Genomic DNA, 25559 nt, shown 5'->3' on the forward strand with positions numbered 1-25559 from the left:
TGTTTATCTGTATTTAACGTTTTAGGCTGCTACTCTAGGTCATAGCATCGTAAGCAACGCCTAAGGAATTGATAGGCGGCTTCTTTATTTCTCTTGTGAGAGAAATAAAAATCCAAGGTTTCCCCTTGTTTATTGATGGCTCGATACAGGTAGTTCCATTTTCCCTTTACTTTTACGTAAGTTTCATCGAGTTGCCAGGAGCTATCAGTTTGGATGAATTGATAATTACGACGTAACTTTTTTCGTAATTTAGGGGAATACTCAATAAACCAACGGTAAATAGTGGAGCGATTAACCGATATGCCTCGCTCTGTGAGCATATCACTGAGATTTGCGTAACTCATTGGTGTGGAACTATAACAACGTAAACACCAAAGTATAATTTCTGGTGCGAAGTGTTTCCATTTAAATTCAGAATTGGTCATTGGCTACGAAATAGTATGAAGGATTTTGGGCGTTAAACTGAATTTTTTGCAACAACCCCTTTTTAGTGCTAATTTCATGATTACTCTCATCTTAATTACATAGTAATGATTTCATCCTTGAAGTCGTATTCTTAGTCGTTGAGTAAATATTATGAGATTGAAGAGATTGAGGCTAAACACCTCTCGTTATAACGTTAATAAGTCACTCTTATCACATAAAAAACCCCAGAATAATCTAGGGCTTCTATTTATATTATAATGAGTCGTAAAGGGTTATCGCCATACTCCCCATTCGCCTGTTGTTCCCGGCTCTTCACCTTTTGTCCACCACTGAGCAACCCATGTTCCTCCTTGATGTGTCACAGTCTCTCCCGCCTGATAGGCATTATTTTTATCCCATTGATTCGTTGGCTCGACTGGTGGCTCAACAGGAGGAGTGATGTCGGCTTTAATTAGCGACAGTTGATAACTTAAATTTACCTTAGGAGCAAACACTCGATTCGCATAAATATTAGTGGTGTCATACATATAATGGTTCATCTCTTGATGCCAAATACCAATAAACCATGCTTTATTTTTCAACTGATTAAACTGACCCGCTAACTCTGCCGACCATGTTGCTGTGTTATTTACGGTTATCGCTAAGCTGATGTCTGTTGTCTCTGCGCCCGTTGCATCAAAAGTTCTAAATCTTATCGAGTCTCCAGATTCTACAGGACCAAATCCTTGACCAACGTAATAGCCTAGATCGGAATATTGTGGCGGTGGCTCAACAGGATCGATAGGCCCAGGAGGCGTCGTTCCAGTCCCATCAAAGGTGATATCACTGCAGTTATAAAATCCTTCGCCTGCGGCATCTTCACGTTGCCAACGAGTGTAGAGCACAGCTGAATCGACACGGTCTGCTGGGAGAGTAATTTTAATGCGGTATTTTTTATCGTCTCCAACAATAATATCTCCTGCCGTATCGACGACATCGAGATCACCCCAAGTAAGCGGAACGGTTGGATCATAATTTACGTTAGATAAATAGAATTGCCAGTAAGAAGGATTATGGGGGGCGGTAGCATTAAAGACGAGTTCAAGTTGGTTATTCTCATCTAACGTAATGGCCGTTTTTTGCCAATGCGTTGATCCCACATTCAGCCCTGATTTGGCCTTATCTCCTGCGGAACATAAATTACCATCACGAACAATGGCTTGAACATGGGCCATGTCTTTATAATTAGGAACATTGGCCGCCACTTCATTACGCTGAACAAAGGGGAATGCACCAGATTCATCAAACGCAGACTGACACGCTTGATTTGGAATGGTGTTATCCCAAAACCCACCATCAAGATAACAGGTGTTTTGCCTCGCACTTGGGTATTCAACCCAGCCATGCGCTTGTGCTCCCATTGAGGATAATGCGCCAACAAAGGCAATGGTAAGCGAATTGATTTTTATTGTATTTGTCATATTTCATCCTTGTCTATAAACAATAAAAGCGAGGCGATTAACGCCTCACTTTCGTTTATAAAATTAGCAAGGATTGATGAATTGGCGATAAAATTAGACACAAATAAACGGTTTATTCACGCATTTGTTATCTGCTTTCCATCTAATAATGAGTCAAATGAAAGCCTATTATATTCTTTCGAGTCAGTTCATTATTTATGTTTCACATTCATTTTGGATCAATACTGCATTCTTCTTACTTAGATGATCTCTGTTGCTGTTGCTGCTTCTTCTCTTTCTTTTCTTGTTTACGTTGTTCAATCAATTTTGCCGCGTCACCACCAACGTGAGTTTCCCCTCTTTCATTAGCCAACTGCACTTGTTTTTCACGCTCACGGAAACGAGATTTTTGCTCTTCGGTATGTTGGTCAATACATTTAGGGCAACTTACGCCTTTCTCAAAAGAGTCTGACTGCTTATCTTCGTCTGTGATCGGTAAGCGGCACGCATTACACACATCATAATGACTTTTCTCTAATTGATGATTGACGGCAACTCGACCATCAAACACATAACAATCACCTTCCCATAAGCTGTTTTCTTCTGGCACTTCTTCAAGGTATTTTAGTATTCCACCTTCAAGATGGTACACCTCATCAAATCCTTGCTCTTTCATGTAAGCCGTCGATTTTTCACAACGAATACCACCAGTACAGAACATAGCTACTTTTTTATGCTTTGCTGGGTCTAAATTTTCAGTAACGTATTGAGGAAAATCGCGGAATGTCTCTGTCTTTGGGTTAACAGCGTGTTTGAATGTGCCGATATCAACTTCATAATCGTTACGAGTATCAACCAATAGCACTTCTGGATCAGAAATAAGTGCATTCCAATCGGCTGGTTTTACATACGTTCCCACCACATGAAGAGGATCGATGCCTTCTACGCCCATGGTGACGATTTCTTTTTTCAATTTCACTTTAGTACGATTGAAAGGTTGAACGTCATTGATTGATTCTTTATAAACTACATCCGCTAAACGTGAATCTTCTTTGAACCAAGCTAGCAACGTATCAATGGCTTGGCGAGAGCCAGCAACGGTGCCATTAATGCCTTCACTTGCCAGAAGTAATGTACCTCGGATCTGATTATCTTCCATCACTTGCGTTAATGGCTGACGTATTTCGGTGTAATCTTCTAATGAAACAAATTTGTATAACGCACAAACGATATATTGAGACATGGGTAACTTTCCTTTTTTGCGAGGCTGGATCGTAAATCCAGAGCAATGAGTATTTGCCTTAGCGGCTTATAATAGTGCGGGGAGTATAGCGGAGGTCTATCGATACAAATACGGACAGTTTTTGTGGTTTTTAAGTCTCTGTATATTTAAACAAAAAAGGCAGACAACGATTATCGTCATCTGCCTTAAGCATATTTACTTATTATAATTCGCGATTAATTACGAATTATATTCACTGATATCGAAACCAAGTAGTTTACCAATACCTTCACCGTACGCTGGATCAGCTTTATAACAATGAGTTACGTGACGTAGTTGAATCTCTTTTGGCACACCATTTAAGTTACGCGCTGTGTTATCAAACAAAATCGCTTGTTTCTCAGCGGTCATTAGACGGAATAGATCACCCGGTTGTGAGAAGTAATCTTCATCTTCACGGTGATCCCAATGTGCTGCTGCGCCATCTAAATTTAGTGGTGGCTCAGAGAAATCTGGTTGCTCTGCCCATTGGCCTTCGTTATTTGGTTCATAACCTAATGTACTACCGAAGTTACCATCAACACGCATTGCACCATCACGGTGGTAACTATGTACAGGGCAACGAGGGGCGTTCACTGGGATGTGCTGGTGATTAACGCCTAAACGGTAACGTTGAGCATCGCCATACGCAAATAAACGACCTTGTAGCATTTTATCAGGAGAGAAGCTGATACCCGGAACCACGTTTGCAGGGTTAAACGCTGCTTGTTCTACTTCTGCGAAATAGTTTTGTGGGTTGCGGTTTAGCTCAAATTCACCCACTTCAATTAATGGGTAATCTTTGTGTGGCCATACTTTGGTTAAATCAAATGGATTGTAAGGTACTGTTGCCGCTTCTGCTTCTGGCATGATTTGTACTTTCAATGTCCATTTAGGGAAATCTTGGTTATCAATGCTGTCTAGTAAGTCACGTTGATGACTTTCACGATCATTACCGACTAATTCGCCCGCCTCTGCATCTGATAGGTTTTTAATGCCTTGTTGAGAGACAAAGTGGAATTTCACCCAATAACGTTCATTATCGCTATTGATGAAGCTGAATGTATGGCTACCAAAACCATGCATATGACGGTATGTCGCAGGAATACCACGGTCACTCATCACGATAGTTACTTGGTGCAGGGCTTCTGGTAATGACGTCCAGAAATCCCAGTTATTTTTCGCGCTTCGCATATTTGTGCGAGGATCACGTTTTACAGCGTGATTTAAATCAGGGAATTTCAATGGATCACGTAAGAAAAACACAGGAGTATTGTTACCCGCTAAATCCCAGTTACCTTCTTCAGTATAAAACTTCAGAGAGAAACCACGGATATCACGCTCAGCATCTGCCGCACCACGTTCACCCGCAACGGTAGAGAAACGCGCAAACATGTCTGTTTTTTTGCCAATGTCTGAAAATATTTTTGCTTTTGTGTATTTGGTAATATCATGAGTAACCGTAAACGTACCATAAGCACCTGAACCTTTTGCGTGCATACGACGCTCAGGAATAACTTCACGATCAAAATGCGCCAGTTTTTCTAAAAACCAAACATCTTGCAGAAGTTGAGGACCACGTTTACCCGCAGTTTGAACATTTTGGTTATGTGCAACAGGGCAACCTGCTGCTGTCGTTAATTTCTTACTCATTACTCATTCCTTAGTATTATTATAAAAGTACACAGTAAAGCGATTAATAGAGGTGGTGCTAAATACAAAAGTGACAATTTTCACTGTCTAACCCGAAAGTACCATCACGGCTAGACAAATGATGTAAACCGGCAGATACGCCCATTTCATACCCTGCAACCAGTGTAGGATATTTCATGGAAAGGCGCTTAACCGCAAAATCTTCTGGTGGTGCGATCACTCGAATCGTCGTTCCTTCTGGAGGGTTACGAATAAATTCCAGTGATTGATTATAATTTTCTGCTCGTACTAACATAGCTTGTGCTATTTGAGGGTATCGAGCTAATAACTTAGTCATTAACCAAGGTGATCGTGTTGGTTTCATTTCATAACTGAGTGGATGAGATAAAATGACCGTAATGTCTCTCGCCCCTCTTCGATACGCTTCTTTCACCGGAATAGAGTCCGCTACACCACCATCAGTATAACAACCACCAGAGAAACAAGGCGTCGACTTGTAGGCGATAGGAAGCGCAGTCGTTGCTTCTAATACGTCATCCACATTCTCTTTTTTTACTTGATAGTAATCCGCATTGCCGCTGTCAATATTGGTAACGGCAGCATACAAAGGAATAGAAGAAAACAAACGTTCAAAATCCAAAGGATGTCGTGTATTTGATTCATCAATTAACCATCGAACATCAACAAGATCACCTCCTCTCGCAAACCGAGGAAGATTAAAAAAGCGCTTATGAGTAGCAAGCTTGGTAATTACATGAAAGCTGCGTTGAGGATAATGTGCAAGGTAACCTAATAAATTAGACGCTCCCGCAGACACTCCAATAGCAAAATCATAAGGCATAAATTCATTTTTCATGAAGATATCCAGTACGCCGCTAGCAAAAATGCCACGCATTGCACCGCCTTCAACTACTAATGCACTCTTCGCCATCTCTTTACCCTTTAATAATCTATGGGTATAGAGTAACCATTAAAGAGAATAAGAGATAATCGCTTGTACTTATAGCTGTGATTTACAAAACCTATCAAAAACTAGATTAAAATCATGAATTCATTCATTACTCTCTCTATTGAGAAGTAAATATTGACCATTTAATTAAAAAAGCATATGAAACAATTAGTTAAAGGACGTTATATCTTAAGAAATAAATTACCTTTATTTGCTTCAATGCAAAGAAATAAACTTCATAGCAATCACTTCATTTCTCTTTATCAATCACTCTCTACAACCCAATCAACAAATTATCACAAATTATCACAAATTATTACAAATTATCACAAATTAAAATAACATCAATATAAACAGCAAGTTAAGCAAAAACACAACGATATATTGTTACTAATTATTGGCTTAATTATAAATTAAAAACAAGATTATTACCTTACCGTAATAATGAATTACAGTTTATCTCATTGTGTCTAAAGAGATAAAGGCGAAAAATAGCGCCATCGTTTGAGCAATCAAATAACCAAAAGAACGACACAATTTAATAAGAGATTTTTTATGGCAACGAATTGCTTAAATAAAAAAATAACAAAAATTCTGACATTCATTAAGAGAAAAAATATGACTATTACAAAACTGCACCCTGCCATTGATAATGGTTTCTCAGCAACCGATGAGAACTTTCAAGGCGGAACATTACACTGCCAATGTAAAGAAAATAAAGTAGCAGTAAAACTAACGGCACAAACTGCACATAACCACGCTTGTGGCTGTTCTAAATGCTGGAAACCAGAAGGCGCGATTTTCTCTCAGGTTGCCGTAATTTCTCGTGATAACGTTGAAGTAATTGCTAACGCTGAAAAATTAGTTGTTATCGATGAAACAGCTACAATCAAACGTCATGCGTGTAAAGAGTGTGGAACTCATATGTACGGTCGTATTGATAACCAAGATCACCCATTCTTTGGTTTAGATTTCGTTCATACTGAATTGTCTGAAGATGCAGGTTTCTCTGCGCCACAATTCGCGGCATTTGTTTCATCGATTATCGAAACAGGTACTGATCCTAAAGACATGGATGCTATCCGTGCTCGCTTTGAAGCATTAGGTCTTCCAACTTACGATTGCCTATCTCCAGCGTTAATGGATGCCATTGCAACTCACATCGCAGCACAAAATAAATAAGATCGATCTTATTTTTATAACCACTAAATAAAAAATCCGGATCACCCACTGAATGATCCGGATTTTTATTACTATTTTCTGTATTTATTAATACTCAAATAATGGAAGATACTCTTCATAGCCTTCTTTCTCTAAATCTGATTTTGCGACAAAACGCATTGCAGCTGAGTTCATGCAGTAACGCAACCCCGTTGGTTTCGGTCCATCACTAAAAACATGCCCTAAATGTGAGTCTGCAAACTTACTGCGGATCTCGGTACGTTTACTGAATAAGGAAAAATCATCTTCTTCAGCAATATATGCTTTATTGATTGGCTTAGTAAAACTTGGCCATCCCGTGCCTGATTTGTATTTATCGGTTGATGAAAATAACGGCTCACCACTGACGATATCAACATAAATACCTTCGGCTTTATTATCCCAATATTTATTATTGAATGGGCGCTCGGTTCCTTCCTCTTGCGTTACGTAATATTGTTGGTCCGTCAGCATTTTTTTAATCTCAGAGTCTGATGGCTTGTTGTATGGCTTTACGCTTTGCGCCATTGTTTTCTCATCAATATATTGGCGTAATGTCTTTGGGTTCTCATTTCTATCTTCACCAAACACCGCATCTAAGTACTGATCACGTCCTGAGTTGTAACGGTAATACTTATAACGTACTGGATTATTTTTGTAATAATCTTGATGATAATCTTCTGCTGGCCAAAATTTCTCAAACTCAATTAGCTCTGTTGCTAATGGTTTTGGGTAAATTCCCGCCGCATTAATCGCATTCATGAACTCTTGAGCAATCACTTGCTGATCTTCATTATGGAAGAAAATTGCGGGACGATATTGTGGACCTCTATCCACAAATGAGCCTTTATTATCTGTCGGGTCCATGTGTCTAAATAGTTGATCGAGCACTTGCTCATAGCTAACGATCTTAGGATCAAACGTCACTTGAATTACTTCAATATGTCCAGACTTTCCTGATGACACTTGTTTGTAGGTAGGGTTTTCAAGTGAGCCTCCTGAATAACCTGAAACCACATCCACCACCCCATTTAACTTTTCTAAATCAGATTCCGTACACCAAAAACAGCCTCCCGCTAATGTTGCAACTTCGTAGTTTCCTTTCTTCAGCGTAGACATGTCTTCAGCGGTTGAAAAAAAACTGGTCATGACAGCAAAAAATGGAATAAACAGTAGTGCTATCGTTGTAATTTTTAATCGGTACTTCATAACAACCTCTTTATGGTTTCTTATTAATATAGTTATCAGAGTGATGTGAATCGAGAAAGTTGCAATTTATTATTAAATATTAATTCTGTGTTATAGCTTTTCGTTATTAAGATATAGCTCATACATATGGTAATGCTGTCGGGCTTTTTATTGATTCAGTGCATCTTTTTTCACACTTTCTTTGGGTAGAGTGGTTTTATATTTCCTTTCAATATAGAAGAAAAATCATGACTCAAGTGAATCAAGAGCGTTTAATTAATCACTTTCTAGATATTGTTCAAATCGACAGTGAATCAAAAAATGAAAAAGCGATTGCAGAAGCACTTGCAGAACAACTAGGTGGACTAGGCTTTACCGTTACTAAATTACCCGTGCCTGAACACGTATCAAACGGCTTTAATATTTACGCAAGATTAGAAGGCGAGTTAGAGGGCAGCATTGTATTTAGCTCTCACATGGACACAGTAACTCCGGGTAATGGCATTGAACCTATTATTGAAGATGGCGTTATCCGCTCTAAAGGCAACACCGTTCTTGGTGGTGATGATAAATCGGGTATCTCTGCGGTAATAGAAGCAGTACGTGTTATTAAAGAAAATAACCACGCCCACAAAACGATTGAACTTGCGTTTACGGTTTATGAAGAAGGTGGCTTACACGGGTCTAAAAACTACGATATGAGCTACATTCAATCTAATCACGCTATCGTATTAGATTCAGGCGGTCCTATCGGTACTATTATTACCTCAGCGCCCGGACAACAGAATTTAAAAGTAACCATTACGGGTCGTCCTGCACACGCAGGTTTAGCACCTGAAGAAGGGATCAATGCATTAACCGTTGCCGCTGATGCAATTACAAACATGACACTTGCACGTATTGACGAAGAAACGACAGCTAACATTGGCGTGGTTCGTGGTGGTCAAGCGACAAACATCGTTATGCCAGAACTGTACATTGAAGGTGAAGCGCGATCTCTTGATGATGTGAAACTGGCAAAACAAGTTGAGCACATGGAGTCAACGTTCAAAGCAGCGGCTGAAAAGCACGAAGCTCAAATCGAGATTATCTCAACGCGTGCTTATAACGCTTACAAAATTTCAGACGACAATGCACACGTTGCAAGCATTAAAGAAGCATTTGAAAGCATCAACATTAACCCATTCACTAAATCTACTGGTGGCGGCTCTGATGCGAACGTATTTAATGAAAAAGGCTTAACAACAGTAAACCTTTCTACTGGTATGTCTAAAGTTCATACTACGGAAGAGTTTATTAAAGTCTCTGATATGGTTGATATTACTCGTTTCTTAACGGCGTATTTAACTCGTTAATTACCGACGTTGATTGATACATAAATGGAAGAGTGACTCCAACTGAGAGTCGCTCTTTTTTTGCTGAGATTACCTGAGAAAAAGAAAGTGAAAAATCCCGTTAAAAATGAGAAGCCAACGGTAGATTGTTTTCTAAAATCCCTTATTATTAATAAATAACAATAGTGAAAAAACTTTTATTATTGCGTCTAAAAAACAAGTAAACGGTTACATCTAGCGGTCATTATCATTGATATTTCAATAAGGTGGGTGCAACATGAACATACCAAAAACAACAATCCTCTACGTCATCGCGTTTGTTTTTATCAGTATCATAGGCTTTAGGGTCTATATGATTAAACAACAATTAATCCAGATAAATGAACACGTCCCTACCCAATCAGAAGCAACCCATATCTATGACTATTTACTCTTGAATCAACGTTAATGCATTTATTCATTGAGCGATGATTACGATTAAAAGAACAAGATAAAAATTAGAAACAGTTCACGGAATTAACTTACAGAATAAAAGCCGTTATCAAACCAAGTTATGATAAATCTTTCCAGTATTTTCATATATTAAAGGATGATTTATGAACTTCGTTGACGGTGTGTTACACATCGAGTCATTTCTAGCCATTACACTTGGGATAATTGTTCTTTTCTTAGGTCGTCGATTAACACAGATGAGCTATTGGCTAAAAGAATTCAGCATTCCAGAACCCGTTTCTGGCGGTATTCTCGTTTCTGTTCTTTTCGCTGTTCTTCATTACGTAACACAGGTTGATGTCTCTTTTGATTTAGCGACTCGTGATCTCCTATTAGTTTACTTCTTCACGACTATTGGCATTAACGCCAGTCTTAAAGATCTCTTTAAAGGCGGTAAACCGCTCATTATTTTATTGAGCATTACCATTGGCTATATGTTCATTCAAAATCTCACCGGCATAGGGTTTGCTTTATTGCTTGATCAACCTGCCGTTTTTGGTTTGTTAAGTGGCTCAGTCTCTTTAATTGGGGGTCATGGAACCGCTATCGCATGGGCGCCAAAGATTGGGGAGCAGTTCGATTTAAACACCGCCATGGAGATAGGTATTGCAAGCGCCACCTTTGGGTTAATTCTTGCCAGTTTAATGGGGGGGCCAATCGCAAAATATTTAATTAATAAACACAACTTAAAAGCCGTTGAAGGTGAGAAAGTGGATGTCGGTACTCAGCAAGACTCCAAACAAACTCGCATTACGTCTTATGATTTTCTAGACGCCATGCTCGCTATCCACATCTGTATTATATTAGGCGCAATTTTAAATGAAGTGGTGTCTGGATTTGGGTTAGATCTTCCTCTGTTTGTGAGCTGTTTGTTTGCCGGTATTTTAATTTCTAATCTAATACCCTCTTCTTACCCTCGCTTAACCGGTACTCGTTGGCCTTCTCGTAAGCCAGCAGTCGCTTTGATTGCAGATATGGCCTTAGGGGCATTTTTATCAATGTCTTTAATGAGTATGCAATTATGGGCGTTAGTGGATTTAGCGGGGCCTATCTTTATTATTTTGGCAGCTCAATTCTTTATTGCGATATGTATTGCAATCTTTGTTGTCTTTCCTCTTATGGGGAAAACGTACGATGCAGCGGTGGTTTGTGCAGGATTTGGAGGGATATCTCTAGGCTCTACTCCAACCGCCATGGCAAATATGTCAGCAGTGGCACAAAAATACGGTAATTCACATCAAGCATTTATTATTGTGCCTTTAGTCTGTGCCTTTTTTATCGATCTAGCTAACGCGCTGATTATTCCTTATTTTATTGGAATCGTCGGATAACACTCCTCCTTCCAATCATCTTTTCATATAAAAATAGTCCGATCTAGCATCGGGCTATTTTTTACACTTAAACACGAGCCTTAGTGATAGCAGAAACTTCTCGACTAACGACATTCATGATAGCTGTTCACGCTTTATTCATTCTCTCTATATTATGCTAATCTCATCTTATTATCGTTCAACAGGTCATTCACGTGATTTCATCGTTATTTTCTCGCTTTGCGTTCATTGGTTCTCTGACAATATTAGGCGCGTGCAGCCAATCCACCACTGATGCCAATTATCTTGCATCAGAGTCGCTACCTAACTATTCACAAACCAGTTTTCAACAATACATCGATGAAACCAAATTATGGTTAGCAGATCACCGTGTGTTTAAAAGTGATGATATTGAAAAAGAGTTAATGGTGAATTTACCTTTTGAAATAAAGCCAAATAAACCTAACGGAAAAGGCGTGCTTTTAGTTCATGGTTTAGGCGACTCTCCTTTTTCATTTATTGATGTTGCTCAGCACCTAGCGGATAAAGGCTATTTAGTCCGCTCAATATTACTTCCTGGGCATGGCAGTAAGGTCGCGGATCTCATGCTGCCGAGTTTAGAAGACTGGCAAAATGTCGTTCATCACCATACCCAATTACTTAAAGCTCAAACAGATGAAGTGTGGCTTGGTGGTTATTCGACAGGGGCCAACCTTGTTACTTCTGAAGCTCTGAAAGACGATGATATCACTGGATTACTTTTGTTTTCTCCGGCGTTTAAACCGGGCTCATCAACCGTAAAATTTGCAAAAATCGCAAGCTATTTTATGACATGGGCAGATCAAGATCCTGAAACTAACCCTATCCGTTATAACTCACTCCCTATGCATGGTGCTGCGGTTTATTATGATACGGCAAAAATTGTCCAACAGGATCTTAAGGATAAAAACTACACCAAACCTGTCTTTATGATAACCAGTGAAGGCGACAGAGTCATTGATACAAAATTTGCCACTACCGTATTTGAAACTCAATTCACGAATGCTAGAAACCACTTAGTGTGGCAGGGAGAAAATACATTCCCAGCAACTAACGCCACTACATTTAGCATGAACCGTCCAGATCTGAAAATAGTCGATGGGTCTCATATGGGACTGCTCTTCTCACCAAATAATCCAGAATATGGCGAAAAAGGAGTTGTACGAATTTGCAGTAATGGGCAGACAGAAGAGCAAGAACTGGCCTGTGAAGAAGGTGCTGATGTGTGGTTTTCATCTTACGGAATAAGAGAAGAAGGTAAGATTTTTGCGCGCTTAACTTATAACCCTTATTTTGAACAAAGCATGGAAATTTTAGACTCAGTGATGAACGTCTCTGCCTCCAATTAATCACAAGTGACATTCAACACAAGTTAACACAGTCACTAAGCACCATTATGTGTACTATTCTTTATTTATCTAATAGCGCAATTGATGGGTTGATCATGGTAAAGCATTTTGTGTATTTCAATTTAGCGCATTAACTCAACGTTGGGTTCATTACTTTACTTCATCAACATTTAACTATTAAACGCGCATAAAAGAGTAATAACCATCGTATTCATTCTAGGTTCATATTGAATACTTTATGGTGTTTTTTTTACTCTGTCGCTAAGGTTTCTTATGACTCGCTATTCTCGACAACAGATTATATTCCACTGGCTTAGCCTTCTTCTTATTACTATTACTTACGCAGCAATAGAAATGAAAGGCTTAGTCCCTAAAAGTAGCCCATGGCATGATTATCTAAAATTGATTCATTTCAATGCAGGTTGCTTAGTATTTATAACGATGCTGATTCGTCTTATTTTACGAAAATATAATGAAGCTCCAGCGATTACTCCTACGCCACCTCAATGGCAGTTAAGGTTATCGACTCTCGTCCATAAATTGATGTATGCCAGCTTCATTCTACTACCAATACTAGGCATCATCGTGCTTACTGTTGCAGGTAAACAATGGGCGTTATTTGGTGTCCATATTCCAGAGATAATGGTACCTGACAAAGTCACTGCTAAATCGATTAAAGAAATACATGAAACAATTGCAAATATTGGGTACTTCCTCATTGCACTGCATGCAGGGGCTGCAATTTACCACCACCATATTGTAAAAGATGACACACTCAAACGTATGTTGCCTTAATCAATAAACGACACACCTCACTTTAAAAAATAGCGCCGTATTCTCATGGAATACGGCGCTATTTTTGTGGTGGAATAAACATGACTCAATAAAAGTCATACTTATAAATCCCCCTAATTAATGGACTGTAATCGTTGAGATCGAATACCAATTATTAATCTGTGGCATATCAATCGCTAACTTAATTTTTGCATCACCATTATCATTAATCAAAGCAACTTGCAGATCATAAACCCCTGCTTTATCTGGCACGGTAATATCATCTTTAATATCAATCACTGGTGCCGTTCCTTTTCTTGTTTCTGCTGGCAACCAATCTAAGACATTTCTAGAGGTATCTTGCTGCCTCTCTAAAGTTCCTGATGAATCAACAAAACGATACCCTAATTGATAAGGATAATATGAAGGAGCTACCCCTGTGTTTTTCCATTCCGCGTGAATTTGAATAACGTCACCAACACGCGCTTCTTTAGGGTGAGTAAATGAATTCAATTCAAATCGATAACCTAATTTTTTAAGGACTTCTTGTACTGCTGGTTGATACTCATCAGGAATCGCGTGTGATTTAGCATTAATTAATGAGGCATGATGATCGAGAGCATAATCAAAGACATCGGTAACATCCGTAGAAGTGTATGAATGCTGAGTTTGCCAAACCGTCATATCATCACAAGTTTCAAATTGAACAGGTGCTCGTTTCCAAATACCTCGAACTTGAGAACCATTTCTTTCCGCGTTATCTAATGCTTCTGGATACCCCTCATCCATGTGACTCCATGAATCAGAGAAATAGCCGTACTTATCGCCTAAACAGTCTGCTCGCCAACCTGAAGGGTTTGCACTATTCGTTGCTTGAGCTAAAAATGTTTCGTTTACATTGGATGAACCAATCAACATGACAGTAGGTACTTTTGTAAACGCCGTTTGAAACATAGAGGCATACTTCGAAAATTGAGAGAAATCGCGAAACAAACCTTCTTCATTTTGTGCATATAACCCTAATGTCCCATTGCCAGAGTAAGCATCTTCAAGGTTCCATTCACCCCAAGAGCCAACCATTCCAATATCGATACTGGTAATGACATTAGGATCATCAAACTTACTGCCTAATTCTGTAATCAACTTCTCTGCGGCCATTAAGAACACGGATTCAGTATAATCAGGAACTAAAGGACCATTTGGAGAAGTAACAACCGATATTTTAGACAGTAACCAATCTGGTAATTTGCTTGCGTCTGCTCCATATCCTGTGTTTTCCATAGCCACAATACGTAAGGCTAGTTTTTTATTAGCCGCAGTCGCTTTATCAACAACACTCTGAATCGCCGTGAAATCAAACGAATCGGCATCTGTTGGCTGAATATCAGACCAATCCCACCGATAATAAACCGTGCTGGTTTCGGGATAAGAAGGCACCGGTTTCCATTGATTGTCTTTAATCGATATTGAATGAAAATCAGTAAAGCCAATGTCTGGATTAACTAAAATAGCATTGCTTATTTTAGGATAAATGGTAATTGTTTCAGAAGAACTTGAGTCATCAGAATCAGAGCCACAACCGACCAATAAAAAAGACAACATAAGAGGAGAATACTTTAAAAAAAACATTGAAAATCCAAATAAATAAACCGCAATGAGTGTAAGGAAATAAAGTAAATGACTGTTAGGTGAATGTCAGAGGAAATGCAATTCTTACTTTTTGAATGATGTTAAGTGAGTAGATAACCCCTTGTAGAAAGAGACAATCAGAAGCATGATCAAGGTATCATGCTTCTGGATCATCAAACTGACCGTTTATTGAATTGCTTTAATATCCTTAGCAATAGTGATCAACGTTGATAAGATCGTTTCACCGTCCACTCGAAGACCATTATGTTCATATTCGCTTGTCATCCATGCTTTGGCATTTGGCATCAATTGTAAGGTTTCACGAGAAAAATCAAATTCAACAAACATGTCATTCACATAAGCTGCTGCCGCTACCGGTACTGTATTTTTAGCTAACTGCTCAGGATCATACAATGTAGGCCAATCAGATTTACTTGCTAAAAGCTCTGCAGCCTCTTTTAAAGGTTTTAATGTCTCAAGTTGATCAAACATCCATGGATAGACCATCTCACCAGTAAAACGTAATGGAGAGCCTTCTTGATAGTTAAATTGAGGGTAGCTTGCTCTCACACGGTGTGCAGACCAATTGGATGCAAAATTCTGACAATAAATAGATTCATGCAAAATGGCATAAAGTGGATTCGTTAAATAATTTTGCTGTGCTAACACATAATTTAAGAACCCATAACTCAACTCAGGTTTACCATTAATATCAACAAATGCACTTTCTAATTGAAAATACAGATCTTCTGCTCCACCAGACACACCAAAACAGATCCCCATTTGTTGGAATTGCTCTACAGTGAAGATCTGGTTATTTGGTAAACGTACCTGATTATTCAATAAATAATGTGCTATTTGATCACATTTACATTGAGCTTGTGGAAAACGGGCAAAAAATTCATTATTTTTATCTTGAGTTCGTTTGTATGTTGCATAATAAACATCATCAACCGGACGAGAAATAGACGGGATCCCTCCTGTAATATATGAGCACAATAAGCTATCAGGAAACAGAGACAGGTAAGTCAGAGAGCAAAACCCACCAAAACTTTGACCGATGATTGCCCATTTATCAATATTAAAATGCTGACGAATCGCTTCTGCATCACGGACAATATTATCAGCCCTAAAATGGCTTAAATATTCCGCTTGTTGTGATGACGTTAAATGTTCAATTGTTTGAATCGTGATCGGCGAGCTTAATCCGGTCCCTCGTTGATCCAATAAGATCACTCGATATTCTTCTAATGCTCTTTTCAACCACCCCGAATGACTCGTTGGCCTCATGGCTGGAAATCCTGGACCACCTTGAAAATACACCAAATAAGGAAGATCCCGATCAACATTATCTATTCTTACCAATTCACGAGCAAATACGGAAAGATGATCAAGTGTATTCCGTTGATCGTTATAATCGACAGGCAATGAAAAATAATGGGATTGGTGTTTAACACCATCAAGAAAAAAAGGAATTTCAGAATGTGTAAGCATGACATGTCCTTATATCAATACTCACCTAAAATATTGTTAAGTAAGTATAATTTTATTTACTTTTCAGCCGCAACCACTGATATTTCAACTAATAATGCATCACGAGCCATACTCGCCTCTACGCAAGCACGCGCAGGAGCATGGCCTTCAGGAACCCATGCATCCCAAACAGCATTCATTTCAGCAAAATCTGCCATATTTTTAATGTAGATCGTAGCTGAGAGCATGTGTTCGCGAGAGCTGCCAGATTGGGTTAGCAATAGATCCACTTTATCAAGCATCGTTTGTGTTTGTTCTGCAATACCTTGCGTCGCATCAGCACATACCTGACCACAAAGGTAAATGGTTCCGTTATGTTTCACAATACGGCTCATGCGTTGCTTTGTTTCTTGGCGTTCAATCATATTTTACTCTATTTGGGTAAATTTATAGGGTGTTAACACAGAGATACAGTGTAATAAAAATTAAGAAAAAAGACGAGTACATAATCTAAATGATTGATTTTATAATGGAAGAATGATCATGGTTCGGTAGGATACGGGCGATGTGAAAAGGATTTTACGACAGATAAAAAAACGGCGAGCACTAAGCTCGCCAATACCGTTATTAAAGCAATAACCGTAAGATGTGTAACAATATGAGCCAATCTTTCGATTGGTTAAAGGACAAAGGTTGTCTATTCGAGAGTTATATTACCTTTTGGCCTTTTTACTTTGTCATCGTTGTGTCAGCGAATAACATAGAACTGTCAAAGTTTTGGCTACCCTACCATTTCATCTAATGCACGTAATACATCTTGATCATAGTTCTGAGAAAACACCAATTTACAGATCTTACGCCTAACCGCTAAACCCGCAATTAAGTTCTCAATCGAAAGATGTCTTCCATGATCTTGCTTATTATAAAACTCAATGGTTTTACTGAGTGTTTCATAAGGCAAGATCTCACCGCTAACTTTAATATAATCAAGCTTCTCTTGAAGCTCCTTACATTCTTCAGAAATAGATGCAGCACTGTGTCCTGTCATAGCAGACAAAGCCGTTATACTGCGTTCTAGCGCTTCTTCTGACGTATATTTTGTTAACGTTATCGTTAATTCATCTGCATTAATTTCAGCAGAGTGTTTACGTAATTTAACACGGCGGCCTAATCGACCAGATTTATTCGGGGTATTTCGTTTAATAGGTTCAAACTCACCATCAATGATCGTGGAAAGCTGATCAAGGGCTTGTTTTGGCATGATCTCGTTACGTAATGGGTTTGGCATCGTTGGCGCCATGTTACGTTTTCCTGCATTTGTCGTTCGAGCACGGGAAAAACGGATCACTTCTTCAGGATCACATCGTATATCAACTTGGTAATCAGGCAATTTATCTGAAGGATCCAGCATAGTGATCGTCAAATGATAGCCCCATAAATTAACAATAAATAACTCATCCGTTACTTTATCTTTTGCTAATTTTTTTAATTCACGAATAAGATCTAACGAGAAACGTCTCCAATCGACGTTACGAGCGAGTTTTTGGTTTATCTCACTCAGGAGTAGGTTGTCTGTCATTCTACGAGCCAGACGGCTTCTGAAGAAGCTATAGAGCTGAAAGACCAACGTATGTTGCTTTAGAATCTCTGGTGGAAACAAAAAGAAGTAATCTTTGGTTAATAATTCATCATAAAATGACGGTTCCCATACCAAGATATACAAATTAGGTTTGATCTTAATCTCACCGTCTTTGCCTTCTTTTGGTGCTTCATCTGAGGCTGTAATTGTTCTAGCTAAAAATCTAAAACGATCACTTTTAAAGCCTTTTGGCATATTTTCACTTAACCAACGTCCTGTTAATTCATGAAGTTGGAAATCAGTAAATTCAATTCGATCAATACTTTCACGAATAGAATCACGTGCTGGTCCTGAATCTTTCTTACCACGTAATGTTAGAATATCAGTGATGTAGATTGGGGTTTTATTCCCCATCGTTTTGGTTTGAATATGGTAATCATCTTGATGATGATCATGATACTGAACGGTCAATGTAAATAACGCAAATAAAGTCATTAGATCATCAACAGTCATTATGTTTTTCGATGATCTTGTTTCAATGATCGCTTTCGTACCAGAGATAGCTACCATCGCTTTTTGATAATTTTTACGTGTTCTAGGTGGTGCTAATGCTTGATCTATTATCCCTGCCCAATTTGTTGGAGAAACTACAAACTGATCGGCTTCATCACGCATACTTGGAGGTACACCTAATCCATGTTCTGTTAAGAATTGACGATTAACTTGAGTTTGAGCTAGGGCTTTAGAACGTTTTTGCTTTTCTTGTTCTTGGCTTTGTTCTGATCTTAAGCTGGTAATACCGAGTATAGAAATTAATTGAGAAGGATTAATAAATCGGTGCAGCATTGTTTTTCCAGCAAGTCCTTCTTCAAAACGTACTGGTGATTGTTCGAATAAACCGATACTAACTGCTGTTCTTAGTCGTTGTTGAATTGCAGCTCTGGTTAAGTGACCATCTGTTGTTTGAATAATTTCAGTTGTTGAAACTAAACCATCAGGCGAAGAAAAACCTTTTAGAGAAATGAGATTCATTAATTCTAAAATACTTTTGGTTACCCCTTTAAAATGTTGATATTGGGTAATCCAATCTACAAGATTTGCAGGGATCTCAAATAAATGGCCGCCTTTGTGATCTCTAGGCAGAGGTATGTAGATCTTTTCTTTTTCAGAGGTTTTTATATGATTCATTTTCAACTGACATTCATTGTATTTTCATCATTGTTTCGTATAGGTTAATGGAATTGGATCTTTAAAGAAAGAAAAAAATTATTATTCTTTTAAACTGATCTTTATGATTAATACTGATCTATATGATTAAAATGATCTATGATCTGGTTGTGTTTTTGCTCGTAACTTACTGAAATTAATGTGTTATTTTTTTTGATTTTGGAAAGCATGATCAAGGTTTTTTAGAAAGCATGATCATTACTGCATCGGATCTATGATCATTAATAGAATGAAAACATGATCATAAGCATTATGAAAGTATGATCATTGCTTATATAGAAGAATGATCATGGTTAATACACAAGTTATCCACAGAACGGGGAGGTTTGCCCTTACATTGGGGACTGATTATTTTTATTTTTCTATTGTTGAATATTAAATAGTCTGTTTTTTGAAAAATTGCGTTGATCTCGTCTCTTTATGGAGAGTAAATTGAGGTTTTGAAACCATTCAACGATCCTTGAACAATGATCAAGTGCGTTAATTGTTTGATCAACCGTAAATGAATATCTACGATCTTCGCTCAAGCCTTGTTGTATCTACACTCTCCGTATTTTATCCTTTGCTTATCATGCTTCCGATGATTTGTTTTTCTTGATCATGCTTCCTTAATCTGTTGTTCAATTTACACCGTTTACTCGACTTTTATTATAAGTATTAACCCTTGATCATGTTTCGTATTTCTTCTTAGAATACCAATCTGGTTATCTTTGATTTTTTACTGGGTATTAATTTATTTTAATTTAAATTTCGATTAAAAATAATTTTTTATCAAAAAATAAAATCAAAAGTACACCTTCCGTAATTTGAGTGACTATTATCACGCTTCCGTAAATTTACACTGTAAATTTACAGTTAAGTGACGCTGTAACACTTTCGGTATTGTGTTCTTTCCCTGTAATTATCCACTTTAAATTACGTTGTTATTCTCTCTATTTTACAGCTTTACTAGATATTATCTGTTTTTAACTAATATCACACTATTCAATCTTTGTTCAGCAATTTATTGATAAATATACTTTATGCTGTACAATTCTTAGTAGTTAACTTTACTGGCGAATATTATGAATAGAGAAAAAACCATTGCCAATTTGGCAGCATTGGCTGAACAAACCCAGCAAGTGCAATCTGATCGTATTGAATTAGTTCTTGAAGAAAGAAATGATGAGCATTTTCCTCCAATGTCTAAAGCAATGATGGAAACTCGTTCTGGTTTAACTAGAAGAAAGTTAGATGAAGCGATTACTCGTTTAGAGTCGGAAGGTCATCAATTTACAAAAAACAACGCTAATCATTACTCTATTTCATTAACGGAAGCGCACATGTTAATGGAAGCTGCTGGTATGCTTTCTTTCCATGAGCAGAAAAAAAATGTAAATAATAAGCCTTGGGTTGTAAATGTTCAGAACCAAAAGGGAGGTACAGGTAAATCAATGAGTGCTGTACACCTTGCTGCTTGCCTGGCGTTAAATTTAGAAAAACGTTACCGTATTTGCTTAATCGATTTAGATCCACAAGGGTCTCTTCGTTTATTTTTAAACCCTCAAATCAGTGTTTCAGAGCAAGATACTATCTATTCTGCTGTTGATATCATGCTTGATAATGTGCCAGAAAATGAAGTTATTGATGGTCAATTTATGGCTAAAAATGTGTTGTTGAACACGCAATATCCGAATTTGAAAACTATTTCTGCTTTCCCTGAAGATGCTATGTTTAACGCAGAAGCATGGCAAGATTTGTCAACGAATGGGTCATTAGATATTGTTAAGCTATTGAAAGAAAAAGTGATAGATCCAATCGCTGATCAATTTGATGTGATTATGATTGATACCGGTCCACACGTTGATCCACTAGTGTGGAATGCCATGTATGCGTCTAATTCATTACTAATTCCATGTGCCGCTAAACGTTTAGACTGGGCATCAACAGTGAACTTTTTCCAACATTTACCAACGGTTTATGAAATGTTCCCGGAAGATTGGCATGGTTTAGAGTTTGTTCGTTTAATGCCTACGATGTTTGAAGATGATAATAAAAAACAAGTGTCAGTCTTAACTGAGATGAATTATTTATTAGGCGATCAAGTAATGATGGCTACGATCCCAAGAAGTCGTGCATTTGAAATTTGTGCCGATACCTACAGTACTGTTTTTGATTTAACGGCGGCTGATTTTGAAGGTGGTAAAAAAACATTGGCAGTCGCTCAAGATGCAGTGAAGAAATGCGCTTTAGAATTTGAGCGTGTTTTACATAGTCACTGGAATTCGTTAAATAAAGGGGAGTACTAACCGATGGCAATTAAAACGTCAGACTTAAACGCAAAATTGTTTGGAAAAACAAATAAGCGTAGAGCGACAACCCCTGTTGAAGCTCAAAAAGCAGCAAAATCTCAAGCTCAAGTTATTGAACTAGCGGTTGCTGGTGAAGATATGGTGACGTTTGAATTACGTAAAATTCCGGCAAAAGACGTAAGTAACGCTACCGTTGTTTTTGCTGAAAATGCACGTGAACAGTCTTTTTTAACTGAGCATGCCTTATCTGATATTCTTTCAACGTTACGTGACCGTGGTCAGCAATACCCTGCGGTTGGTCGTATTGTTGAAGGCGGAAAAATTGAAGTTCTCGATGGTAGTCGCCGTCGTATGTCGTGTATTTTAGCTGAGCAAGATTTCTTAATTTATGTTGCTGAAGGCATTAATACGAAACACGCTAAGTTTCTTTCTGATGTTGCTAACGCACATAAGCCGCTTTCTTTATATGAACGTGGTAAAGAAATGCATGCAATGTTGGCTCGAGGTGATGTTGCTGATCAAAAAGAATTAGCAAAAGTATGTCAGTGTAGTGAAGCTTTAGTGAGTGGGGCCCTAAAAGCCGCGACGCTACCTTTAGAATTACTTCAGGCTTACCCAAGTGTGAGTGAGATTGGCCGTCCTACGGTAGTTAAGCTTCATAAGCTCTATAATACGTTGTCTGAAGAGGAGCAAACTGTGTTGCTTCATCAGTGTGCTGGAGAGCAAGGGGCTCTTTGGATGCGTTCTACAGCGCTTGGTGTTAGTCGTATGACTAAAGAAGTGACAGAACTTATTGAAGTTTGGATTGAAGATTTACTACCAAAAGCAGAACCAACAAAACCACTAAGTACCGAATTAGTGAAAGGTCGAGCGTCTTATAAACGTAAAGGTTCAGCGTTAACGGTGAGTTTAAAGAAAGTTGATGATGCATTGATGAAAGATATTTTGGCGTATATTAGTCAAAAAGTGTCTTAATTCAATATCTAGATTTATATTAGATAAATAAAAAGCGGTACTTATTTTTATAATAAGTACCGCTTTTTTATGCCGATATGATTATTTATACTAAAGGAGCAAGATCTGCAGGGCGGTAGTTAACGGATTTTAATACCTTACCTTGCTTAATTACTTTATTATCAAGCTCTACATTTTGCGCACATTTAGCAATAATAAAACCGCCTTTCTCTGTCGACATCAATTCGATCCCTTGCTTTGCATAGAATACTTTTGTTTCTTGGTATTCAGCTTCTGTTTTGCATACTTTACTCATGTTGCTTGAATGCACTTCATCCCAGCATGGTAGAAAATCGATATCTAAATTTTTAGCGACGTTTAATAATAAATCGACTAAATACGAAATGCTTAAGTTGTCTTCTAGGTCCTTAGTTCCTAAATGAACAGCGCGCCCCATCAATACATAGACGGTATCGATAATCGCATCTGCTTGTTCTATTTTGGTGTCAGCAACCGCTAATTCTGTTAATTCTTCAATAGCTAATGAAGTGTGTAATGCATCATTCTTTTCATCTAAAGATTCAGGTGCTTCTACGGCTAAGTCAAAAGTATGTCGAAATTGGTGAATATCTTGATAAAGCTTATGGTAGATAGGTTGAGTTAATTGACTTAAATGCATGATAATTCCTAAAGGATGAATTTATTTATGTAGGCTGATTATACTCGCTCATATTCCTATCGTCATACTTTCTATTGAGGTGTGCTAGAAATAATTATTCTCATGCTACAATTTAGGTATCTAATCATTTTGCTTTCTGGTTTTTTCCTAATGAATTCTCAGTTGTCCTTTCTTAATTCTGTATTGTCTGACGCTTCCGTTTGTAATATCCGTTACCCTATTTTATTAGAAGGTTCTAAAGCATGGTATGGCGATTTACTTTCTTCTTTTTTATCCCAAGATCATACGTCATCGCTGCTAACTGAAATTTATGGCGATATATCAATCTTAGATATTCCTTCTTTTGCTATTAAAAAAGCATTAAAAAAACTAGGTCAAGAATCTCAGTGTTTGATCATTAATATTTCAGATGAATTTAATGCAAATGCGATCAATGCAATATGTGGAACCTTGGTTGGAGGAGGGCTTGTGTTTTTTGTTAAAGATAAGAACTCACAGTTACCGTCCACATTAATACAGTGGATCTCTGGCTTTAAAAAAGAAATGATATGTTTATCTGAAGAATTATCGATTCCTCAGTATGAACGTCCTGAAAATGGTTCTACCGTATTCACATCAGAAGTGTATGCATCAAATGATCAAGAAGTTGCGGTTTCAGCAATTAAGAAAGTCGTTACTGGACATGCAAAGCGTCCTTTAATTATTACCGCAGACAGAGGAAGAGGGAAATCATCAGCGATTGGTATTGCGATTGCAGAATTAGTGTTATCTCGTAAATTAACGGTCGCAATTACGGCACCACAAAGAGCCAGTGTTGATGAAATATTTTCTCATGCCGCTAGAGTTTCTATTCAACTGGGAATGCCTGTAGAACATAACAAAAATACACTTATCATTAATGGCAGTTCAATACTCTATATTGCACCGGATGAATTAGTACGAGGTGAGTATTTAGTTGATGTCGTTTGTGTTGATGAAGCTGCTGCTATCCCTGCACCAATGTTACTTTCATTATCTGAAAAATACTCTCGTATAATATTTTCAACAACAATCAATGGTTATGAAGGAACAGGGCGTGGTTTTGAAATTAAATTTAAACAGAGTCTAGCCAAAATAAGACCAAATTATCGAACTCTTGAAATGATAAAACCAATTCGTTGGAATGATAACGATCCATTAGAATTGTGGTTGAGTCATGTTTTTTTATTAAATCACGCCACGTCAGTAGATATTGAGCCTGAGTCTTTCTCTATTTCTTCTCGCGATATTTATTTTCGCCGTGTTAATACCGATGAATTATTAAGTAGTGCTTCACTATCCCAATCTCTTTTTTCTTTATTAGTCTCTGCTCATTATCAAACATCGCCTAACGATTGGATTTCTTTACTTACAGATACATCGTTAGAGTGTTGGGTTGGTATCGATAAAAAGACAAAGGCACTTATCGCTTGTACATTAATATCTATTGAAGGGAATCTAGATAACGATCTTATTTCTGCCATACAGTGCGGAACTCGTCGTCCAAAAGGTCATTTAGTGCCGGTCTCTTTAACACAAATATTGTGTATTGATGAACCTGCAATACAACATTGTGCCCGTATTATGAGAATTGCTATTGCTGTGGATTATCAAGGTAGAGGGATTGGTTCTGAATTTATTCACACTCTTTCTGAATATTATGCTGACGAGGGAATGGATTATTTAGGGACAAGCTTTGGTTCTACTTTTGAATTGAATTTATTTTGGTCTCAGTTAGGGTTTGGCTTTGTTCGTTTAGGAATAACAAAAGACAAAGCAAGTGGTACCCATTCATTATTGGCGATTAAACCGTTATCGTTAAAATCACTTGAATGGAATCAAATGGCTGTTGAGTATTTCCATACATCGTTTCCTGAACAGTTAATGTCAGTCTTCTCTCATTTAGGAATGAATGAATCAAAAGGGCTTTTATCTTCTTGTATCACTTCCAATCGACTAACACCAATTATGTTGAAAAGAGTTAGTGTGTACACAAAAGGTGGGTTAGGTGTTGAAGTGATTGGGTATGAATTGCGAATGTTTGTTTTATCGAATATATCGTTATTAGATTCACTCTCTTTAATACAGCAGCAATTAGTTATTACAAAGCTTTTGCAGCTGAATGAGTGGAGTGAGGTCATTAAAATTACAGGGCTCTCAGGAAGGCGCGAAGCGGAATTAGTATTACGCGAATCTATTCAATTGCTCCTTATCAATTTACAGTGTAAATCATCTTAACCTTCAGTCTTCCTCTCTTTTAAATTTACAGTGTAAATCGAACAAGCAGTATCAATT

The 25559-nt window shown here is 37.8% G+C and carries 18 protein-coding genes and 1 pseudogene; 8 read left to right on the top strand and 11 right to left on the bottom strand.

Annotated elements, in window-relative coordinates; genetic code table 11:
• Positions 1 to 32 precede the first annotated feature (32 nt).
• The 5 genes and pseudogenes from A6E04_RS21045 to A6E04_RS20505 all read right to left on the bottom strand — a co-directional run.
• Positions 33 to 425: pseudogene (locus A6E04_RS21045) on the bottom strand (IS6 family transposase); the annotation flags it as partial.
• A 273-nt stretch (positions 426 to 698) separates the two neighbouring features.
• On the bottom strand, positions 699 to 1886 hold the full coding sequence (locus tag A6E04_RS20490) for a lytic polysaccharide monooxygenase (RefSeq protein ID WP_065612261.1): 1188 nt from the start codon (positions 1884 to 1886) through the stop codon (positions 699 to 701).
• 235 nt (positions 1887 to 2121) lie between these two features.
• Positions 2122 to 3108: an oxygen-dependent tRNA uridine(34) hydroxylase TrhO gene (gene trhO, locus A6E04_RS20495; protein ID WP_065612262.1), complete on the bottom strand. Its 987-nt coding sequence runs from the start codon at positions 3106 to 3108 to the stop codon at positions 2122 to 2124.
• Between the two features lie 219 nt (positions 3109 to 3327).
• On the bottom strand, positions 3328 to 4779 hold the full coding sequence (katE2, locus tag A6E04_RS20500) for a catalase KatE2 (RefSeq protein ID WP_065612263.1): 1452 nt from the start codon (positions 4777 to 4779) through the stop codon (positions 3328 to 3330).
• A 58-nt stretch (positions 4780 to 4837) separates the two neighbouring features.
• Positions 4838 to 5710 carry a patatin-like phospholipase family protein gene (locus A6E04_RS20505; RefSeq protein ID WP_012551600.1) on the bottom strand — a complete coding sequence of 291 codons (873 nt, stop codon included), beginning with the start codon at positions 5708 to 5710 and terminating at the stop codon, positions 4838 to 4840.
• Positions 5711 to 6346: 636 nt separating this feature from the next.
• Here A6E04_RS20505 and gfa point away from each other — a divergent pair.
• The gene (gene gfa, locus A6E04_RS20510) at positions 6347 to 6910 is read left to right on the top strand and encodes an S-(hydroxymethyl)glutathione synthase (RefSeq protein ID WP_023602764.1); all 564 of its coding nucleotides are present in this window, start codon (positions 6347 to 6349) and stop codon (positions 6908 to 6910) included.
• Between the two features lie 87 nt (positions 6911 to 6997).
• Here gfa and msrB read toward each other — a convergent pair whose 3' ends face one another.
• Positions 6998 to 8137: a peptide-methionine (R)-S-oxide reductase MsrB gene (gene msrB, locus A6E04_RS20515; protein WP_065612264.1), complete on the bottom strand. Its 1140-nt coding sequence runs from the start codon at positions 8135 to 8137 to the stop codon at positions 6998 to 7000.
• Positions 8138 to 8364: 227 nt separating this feature from the next.
• Between msrB and A6E04_RS20520 the strand changes: the two genes are divergently transcribed.
• The 4 genes from A6E04_RS20520 (at position 8365) to A6E04_RS20535 (ending at position 13435) form a co-directional block, all read left to right on the top strand.
• A complete protein-coding gene (locus A6E04_RS20520; RefSeq protein WP_065612265.1) occupies positions 8365 to 9471 on the top strand; it encodes a M20/M25/M40 family metallo-hydrolase in 1107 nt (368 codons plus the stop codon).
• Positions 9472 to 10046: 575 nt separating this feature from the next.
• On the top strand, positions 10047 to 11273 hold the full coding sequence (gene gltS / locus A6E04_RS20525; RefSeq protein WP_023602767.1) for a sodium/glutamate symporter: 1227 nt from the start codon (positions 10047 to 10049) through the stop codon (positions 11271 to 11273).
• A gap of 194 nt (positions 11274 to 11467) precedes the next feature.
• A complete protein-coding gene (locus tag A6E04_RS20530) occupies positions 11468 to 12640 on the top strand; it encodes an alpha/beta hydrolase (protein WP_017021034.1) in 1173 nt (390 codons plus the stop codon).
• A gap of 273 nt (positions 12641 to 12913) precedes the next feature.
• Positions 12914 to 13435: a cytochrome b gene (locus A6E04_RS20535; protein WP_017021035.1), complete on the top strand. Its 522-nt coding sequence runs from the start codon at positions 12914 to 12916 to the stop codon at positions 13433 to 13435.
• Between the two features lie 117 nt (positions 13436 to 13552).
• On the opposite strand, the gene A6E04_RS20540 is transcribed toward A6E04_RS20535, so the two are convergent.
• From A6E04_RS20540 to A6E04_RS20555, 4 genes are all read right to left on the bottom strand, one after another.
• On the bottom strand, positions 13553 to 15043 hold the full coding sequence (locus A6E04_RS20540) for a DUF4832 domain-containing protein (RefSeq protein WP_065612266.1): 1491 nt from the start codon (positions 15041 to 15043) through the stop codon (positions 13553 to 13555).
• A gap of 186 nt (positions 15044 to 15229) precedes the next feature.
• A complete protein-coding gene (locus tag A6E04_RS20545) occupies positions 15230 to 16537 on the bottom strand; it encodes an alpha/beta fold hydrolase (protein ID WP_017021037.1) in 1308 nt (435 codons plus the stop codon).
• 56 nt (positions 16538 to 16593) lie between these two features.
• Complete coding sequence (locus A6E04_RS20550; protein ID WP_017021038.1) at positions 16594 to 16941, bottom strand: RidA family protein; 348 nt, start codon at positions 16939 to 16941, stop codon at positions 16594 to 16596.
• Between the two features lie 356 nt (positions 16942 to 17297).
• A complete protein-coding gene (locus tag A6E04_RS20555) occupies positions 17298 to 19283 on the bottom strand; it encodes a replication initiator protein RctB domain-containing protein (RefSeq protein ID WP_017021039.1) in 1986 nt (661 codons plus the stop codon).
• Positions 19284 to 20386: 1103 nt separating this feature from the next.
• On the opposite strand from A6E04_RS20555, the gene A6E04_RS20560 reads away from it, so the two are divergent.
• Entirely contained in the window at positions 20387 to 21610 is a 1224-nt protein-coding gene (locus A6E04_RS20560; protein ID WP_012552305.1) for a ParA family protein, read from the top strand.
• Between the two features lie 3 nt (positions 21611 to 21613).
• Positions 21614 to 22588 (top strand): ParB/RepB/Spo0J family partition protein, encoded by a 975-nt coding sequence (locus tag A6E04_RS20565; protein WP_065612267.1) that lies wholly within the window; start codon positions 21614 to 21616, stop codon positions 22586 to 22588.
• Positions 22589 to 22673: 85 nt separating this feature from the next.
• Here A6E04_RS20565 and A6E04_RS20570 read toward each other — a convergent pair whose 3' ends face one another.
• Positions 22674 to 23246: a nucleoside triphosphate pyrophosphohydrolase family protein gene (locus tag A6E04_RS20570; protein WP_023602771.1), complete on the bottom strand. Its 573-nt coding sequence runs from the start codon at positions 23244 to 23246 to the stop codon at positions 22674 to 22676.
• Positions 23247 to 23396: 150 nt separating this feature from the next.
• Here A6E04_RS20570 and A6E04_RS20575 point away from each other — a divergent pair, with 150 nt between their 5' ends.
• The gene (locus A6E04_RS20575; RefSeq protein WP_244886306.1) at positions 23397 to 25502 is read left to right on the top strand and encodes a tRNA(Met) cytidine acetyltransferase TmcA domain-containing protein; all 2106 of its coding nucleotides are present in this window, start codon (positions 23397 to 23399) and stop codon (positions 25500 to 25502) included.
• The last annotated feature ends 57 nt before the right edge of the window (positions 25503 to 25559 follow it).

Origin of the sequence: Aliivibrio logei (assembly GCF_001691055.1) — a bacterium.
Classification (GTDB): Bacteria; Pseudomonadota; Gammaproteobacteria; order Enterobacterales; family Vibrionaceae; genus Aliivibrio; species Aliivibrio salmonicida.

Coding starts and splice junctions, on each gene's coding strand:
- A6E04_RS20555 (WP_017021039.1), bottom strand. CDS start 19,283: ATGAATCATATAAAAACCTCTGAAAAAGAAAAGATCTACATACCTCTG.
- A6E04_RS20535 (WP_017021035.1), top strand. CDS start 12,914: ATGACTCGCTATTCTCGACAACAGATTATATTCCACTGGCTTAGCCTT.
- A6E04_RS20505 (WP_012551600.1), bottom strand. CDS start 5,710: ATGGCGAAGAGTGCATTAGTAGTTGAAGGCGGTGCAATGCGTGGCATT.
- gfa (WP_023602764.1), top strand. CDS start 6,347: ATGACTATTACAAAACTGCACCCTGCCATTGATAATGGTTTCTCAGCA.
- A6E04_RS20575 (WP_244886306.1), top strand. CDS start 23,397: ATGAATTCTCAGTTGTCCTTTCTTAATTCTGTATTGTCTGACGCTTCC.
- A6E04_RS20550 (WP_017021038.1), bottom strand. CDS start 16,941: ATGATTGAACGCCAAGAAACAAAGCAACGCATGAGCCGTATTGTGAAA.
- A6E04_RS20520 (WP_065612265.1), top strand. CDS start 8,365: ATGACTCAAGTGAATCAAGAGCGTTTAATTAATCACTTTCTAGATATT.
- A6E04_RS20570 (WP_023602771.1), bottom strand. CDS start 23,246: ATGCATTTAAGTCAATTAACTCAACCTATCTACCATAAGCTTTATCAA.
- A6E04_RS20490 (WP_065612261.1), bottom strand. CDS start 1,886: ATGACAAATACAATAAAAATCAATTCGCTTACCATTGCCTTTGTTGGC.
- A6E04_RS20540 (WP_065612266.1), bottom strand. CDS start 15,043: ATGTTTTTTTTAAAGTATTCTCCTCTTATGTTGTCTTTTTTATTGGTC.
- A6E04_RS20560 (WP_012552305.1), top strand. CDS start 20,387: ATGAATAGAGAAAAAACCATTGCCAATTTGGCAGCATTGGCTGAACAA.
- msrB (WP_065612264.1), bottom strand. CDS start 8,137: ATGAAGTACCGATTAAAAATTACAACGATAGCACTACTGTTTATTCCA.
- A6E04_RS20545 (WP_017021037.1), bottom strand. CDS start 16,537: ATGCTTACACATTCTGAAATTCCTTTTTTTCTTGATGGTGTTAAACAC.
- gltS (WP_023602767.1), top strand. CDS start 10,047: ATGAACTTCGTTGACGGTGTGTTACACATCGAGTCATTTCTAGCCATT.
- katE2 (WP_065612263.1), bottom strand. CDS start 4,779: ATGAGTAAGAAATTAACGACAGCAGCAGGTTGCCCTGTTGCACATAAC.
- A6E04_RS20565 (WP_065612267.1), top strand. CDS start 21,614: ATGGCAATTAAAACGTCAGACTTAAACGCAAAATTGTTTGGAAAAACA.
- trhO (WP_065612262.1), bottom strand. CDS start 3,108: ATGTCTCAATATATCGTTTGTGCGTTATACAAATTTGTTTCATTAGAA.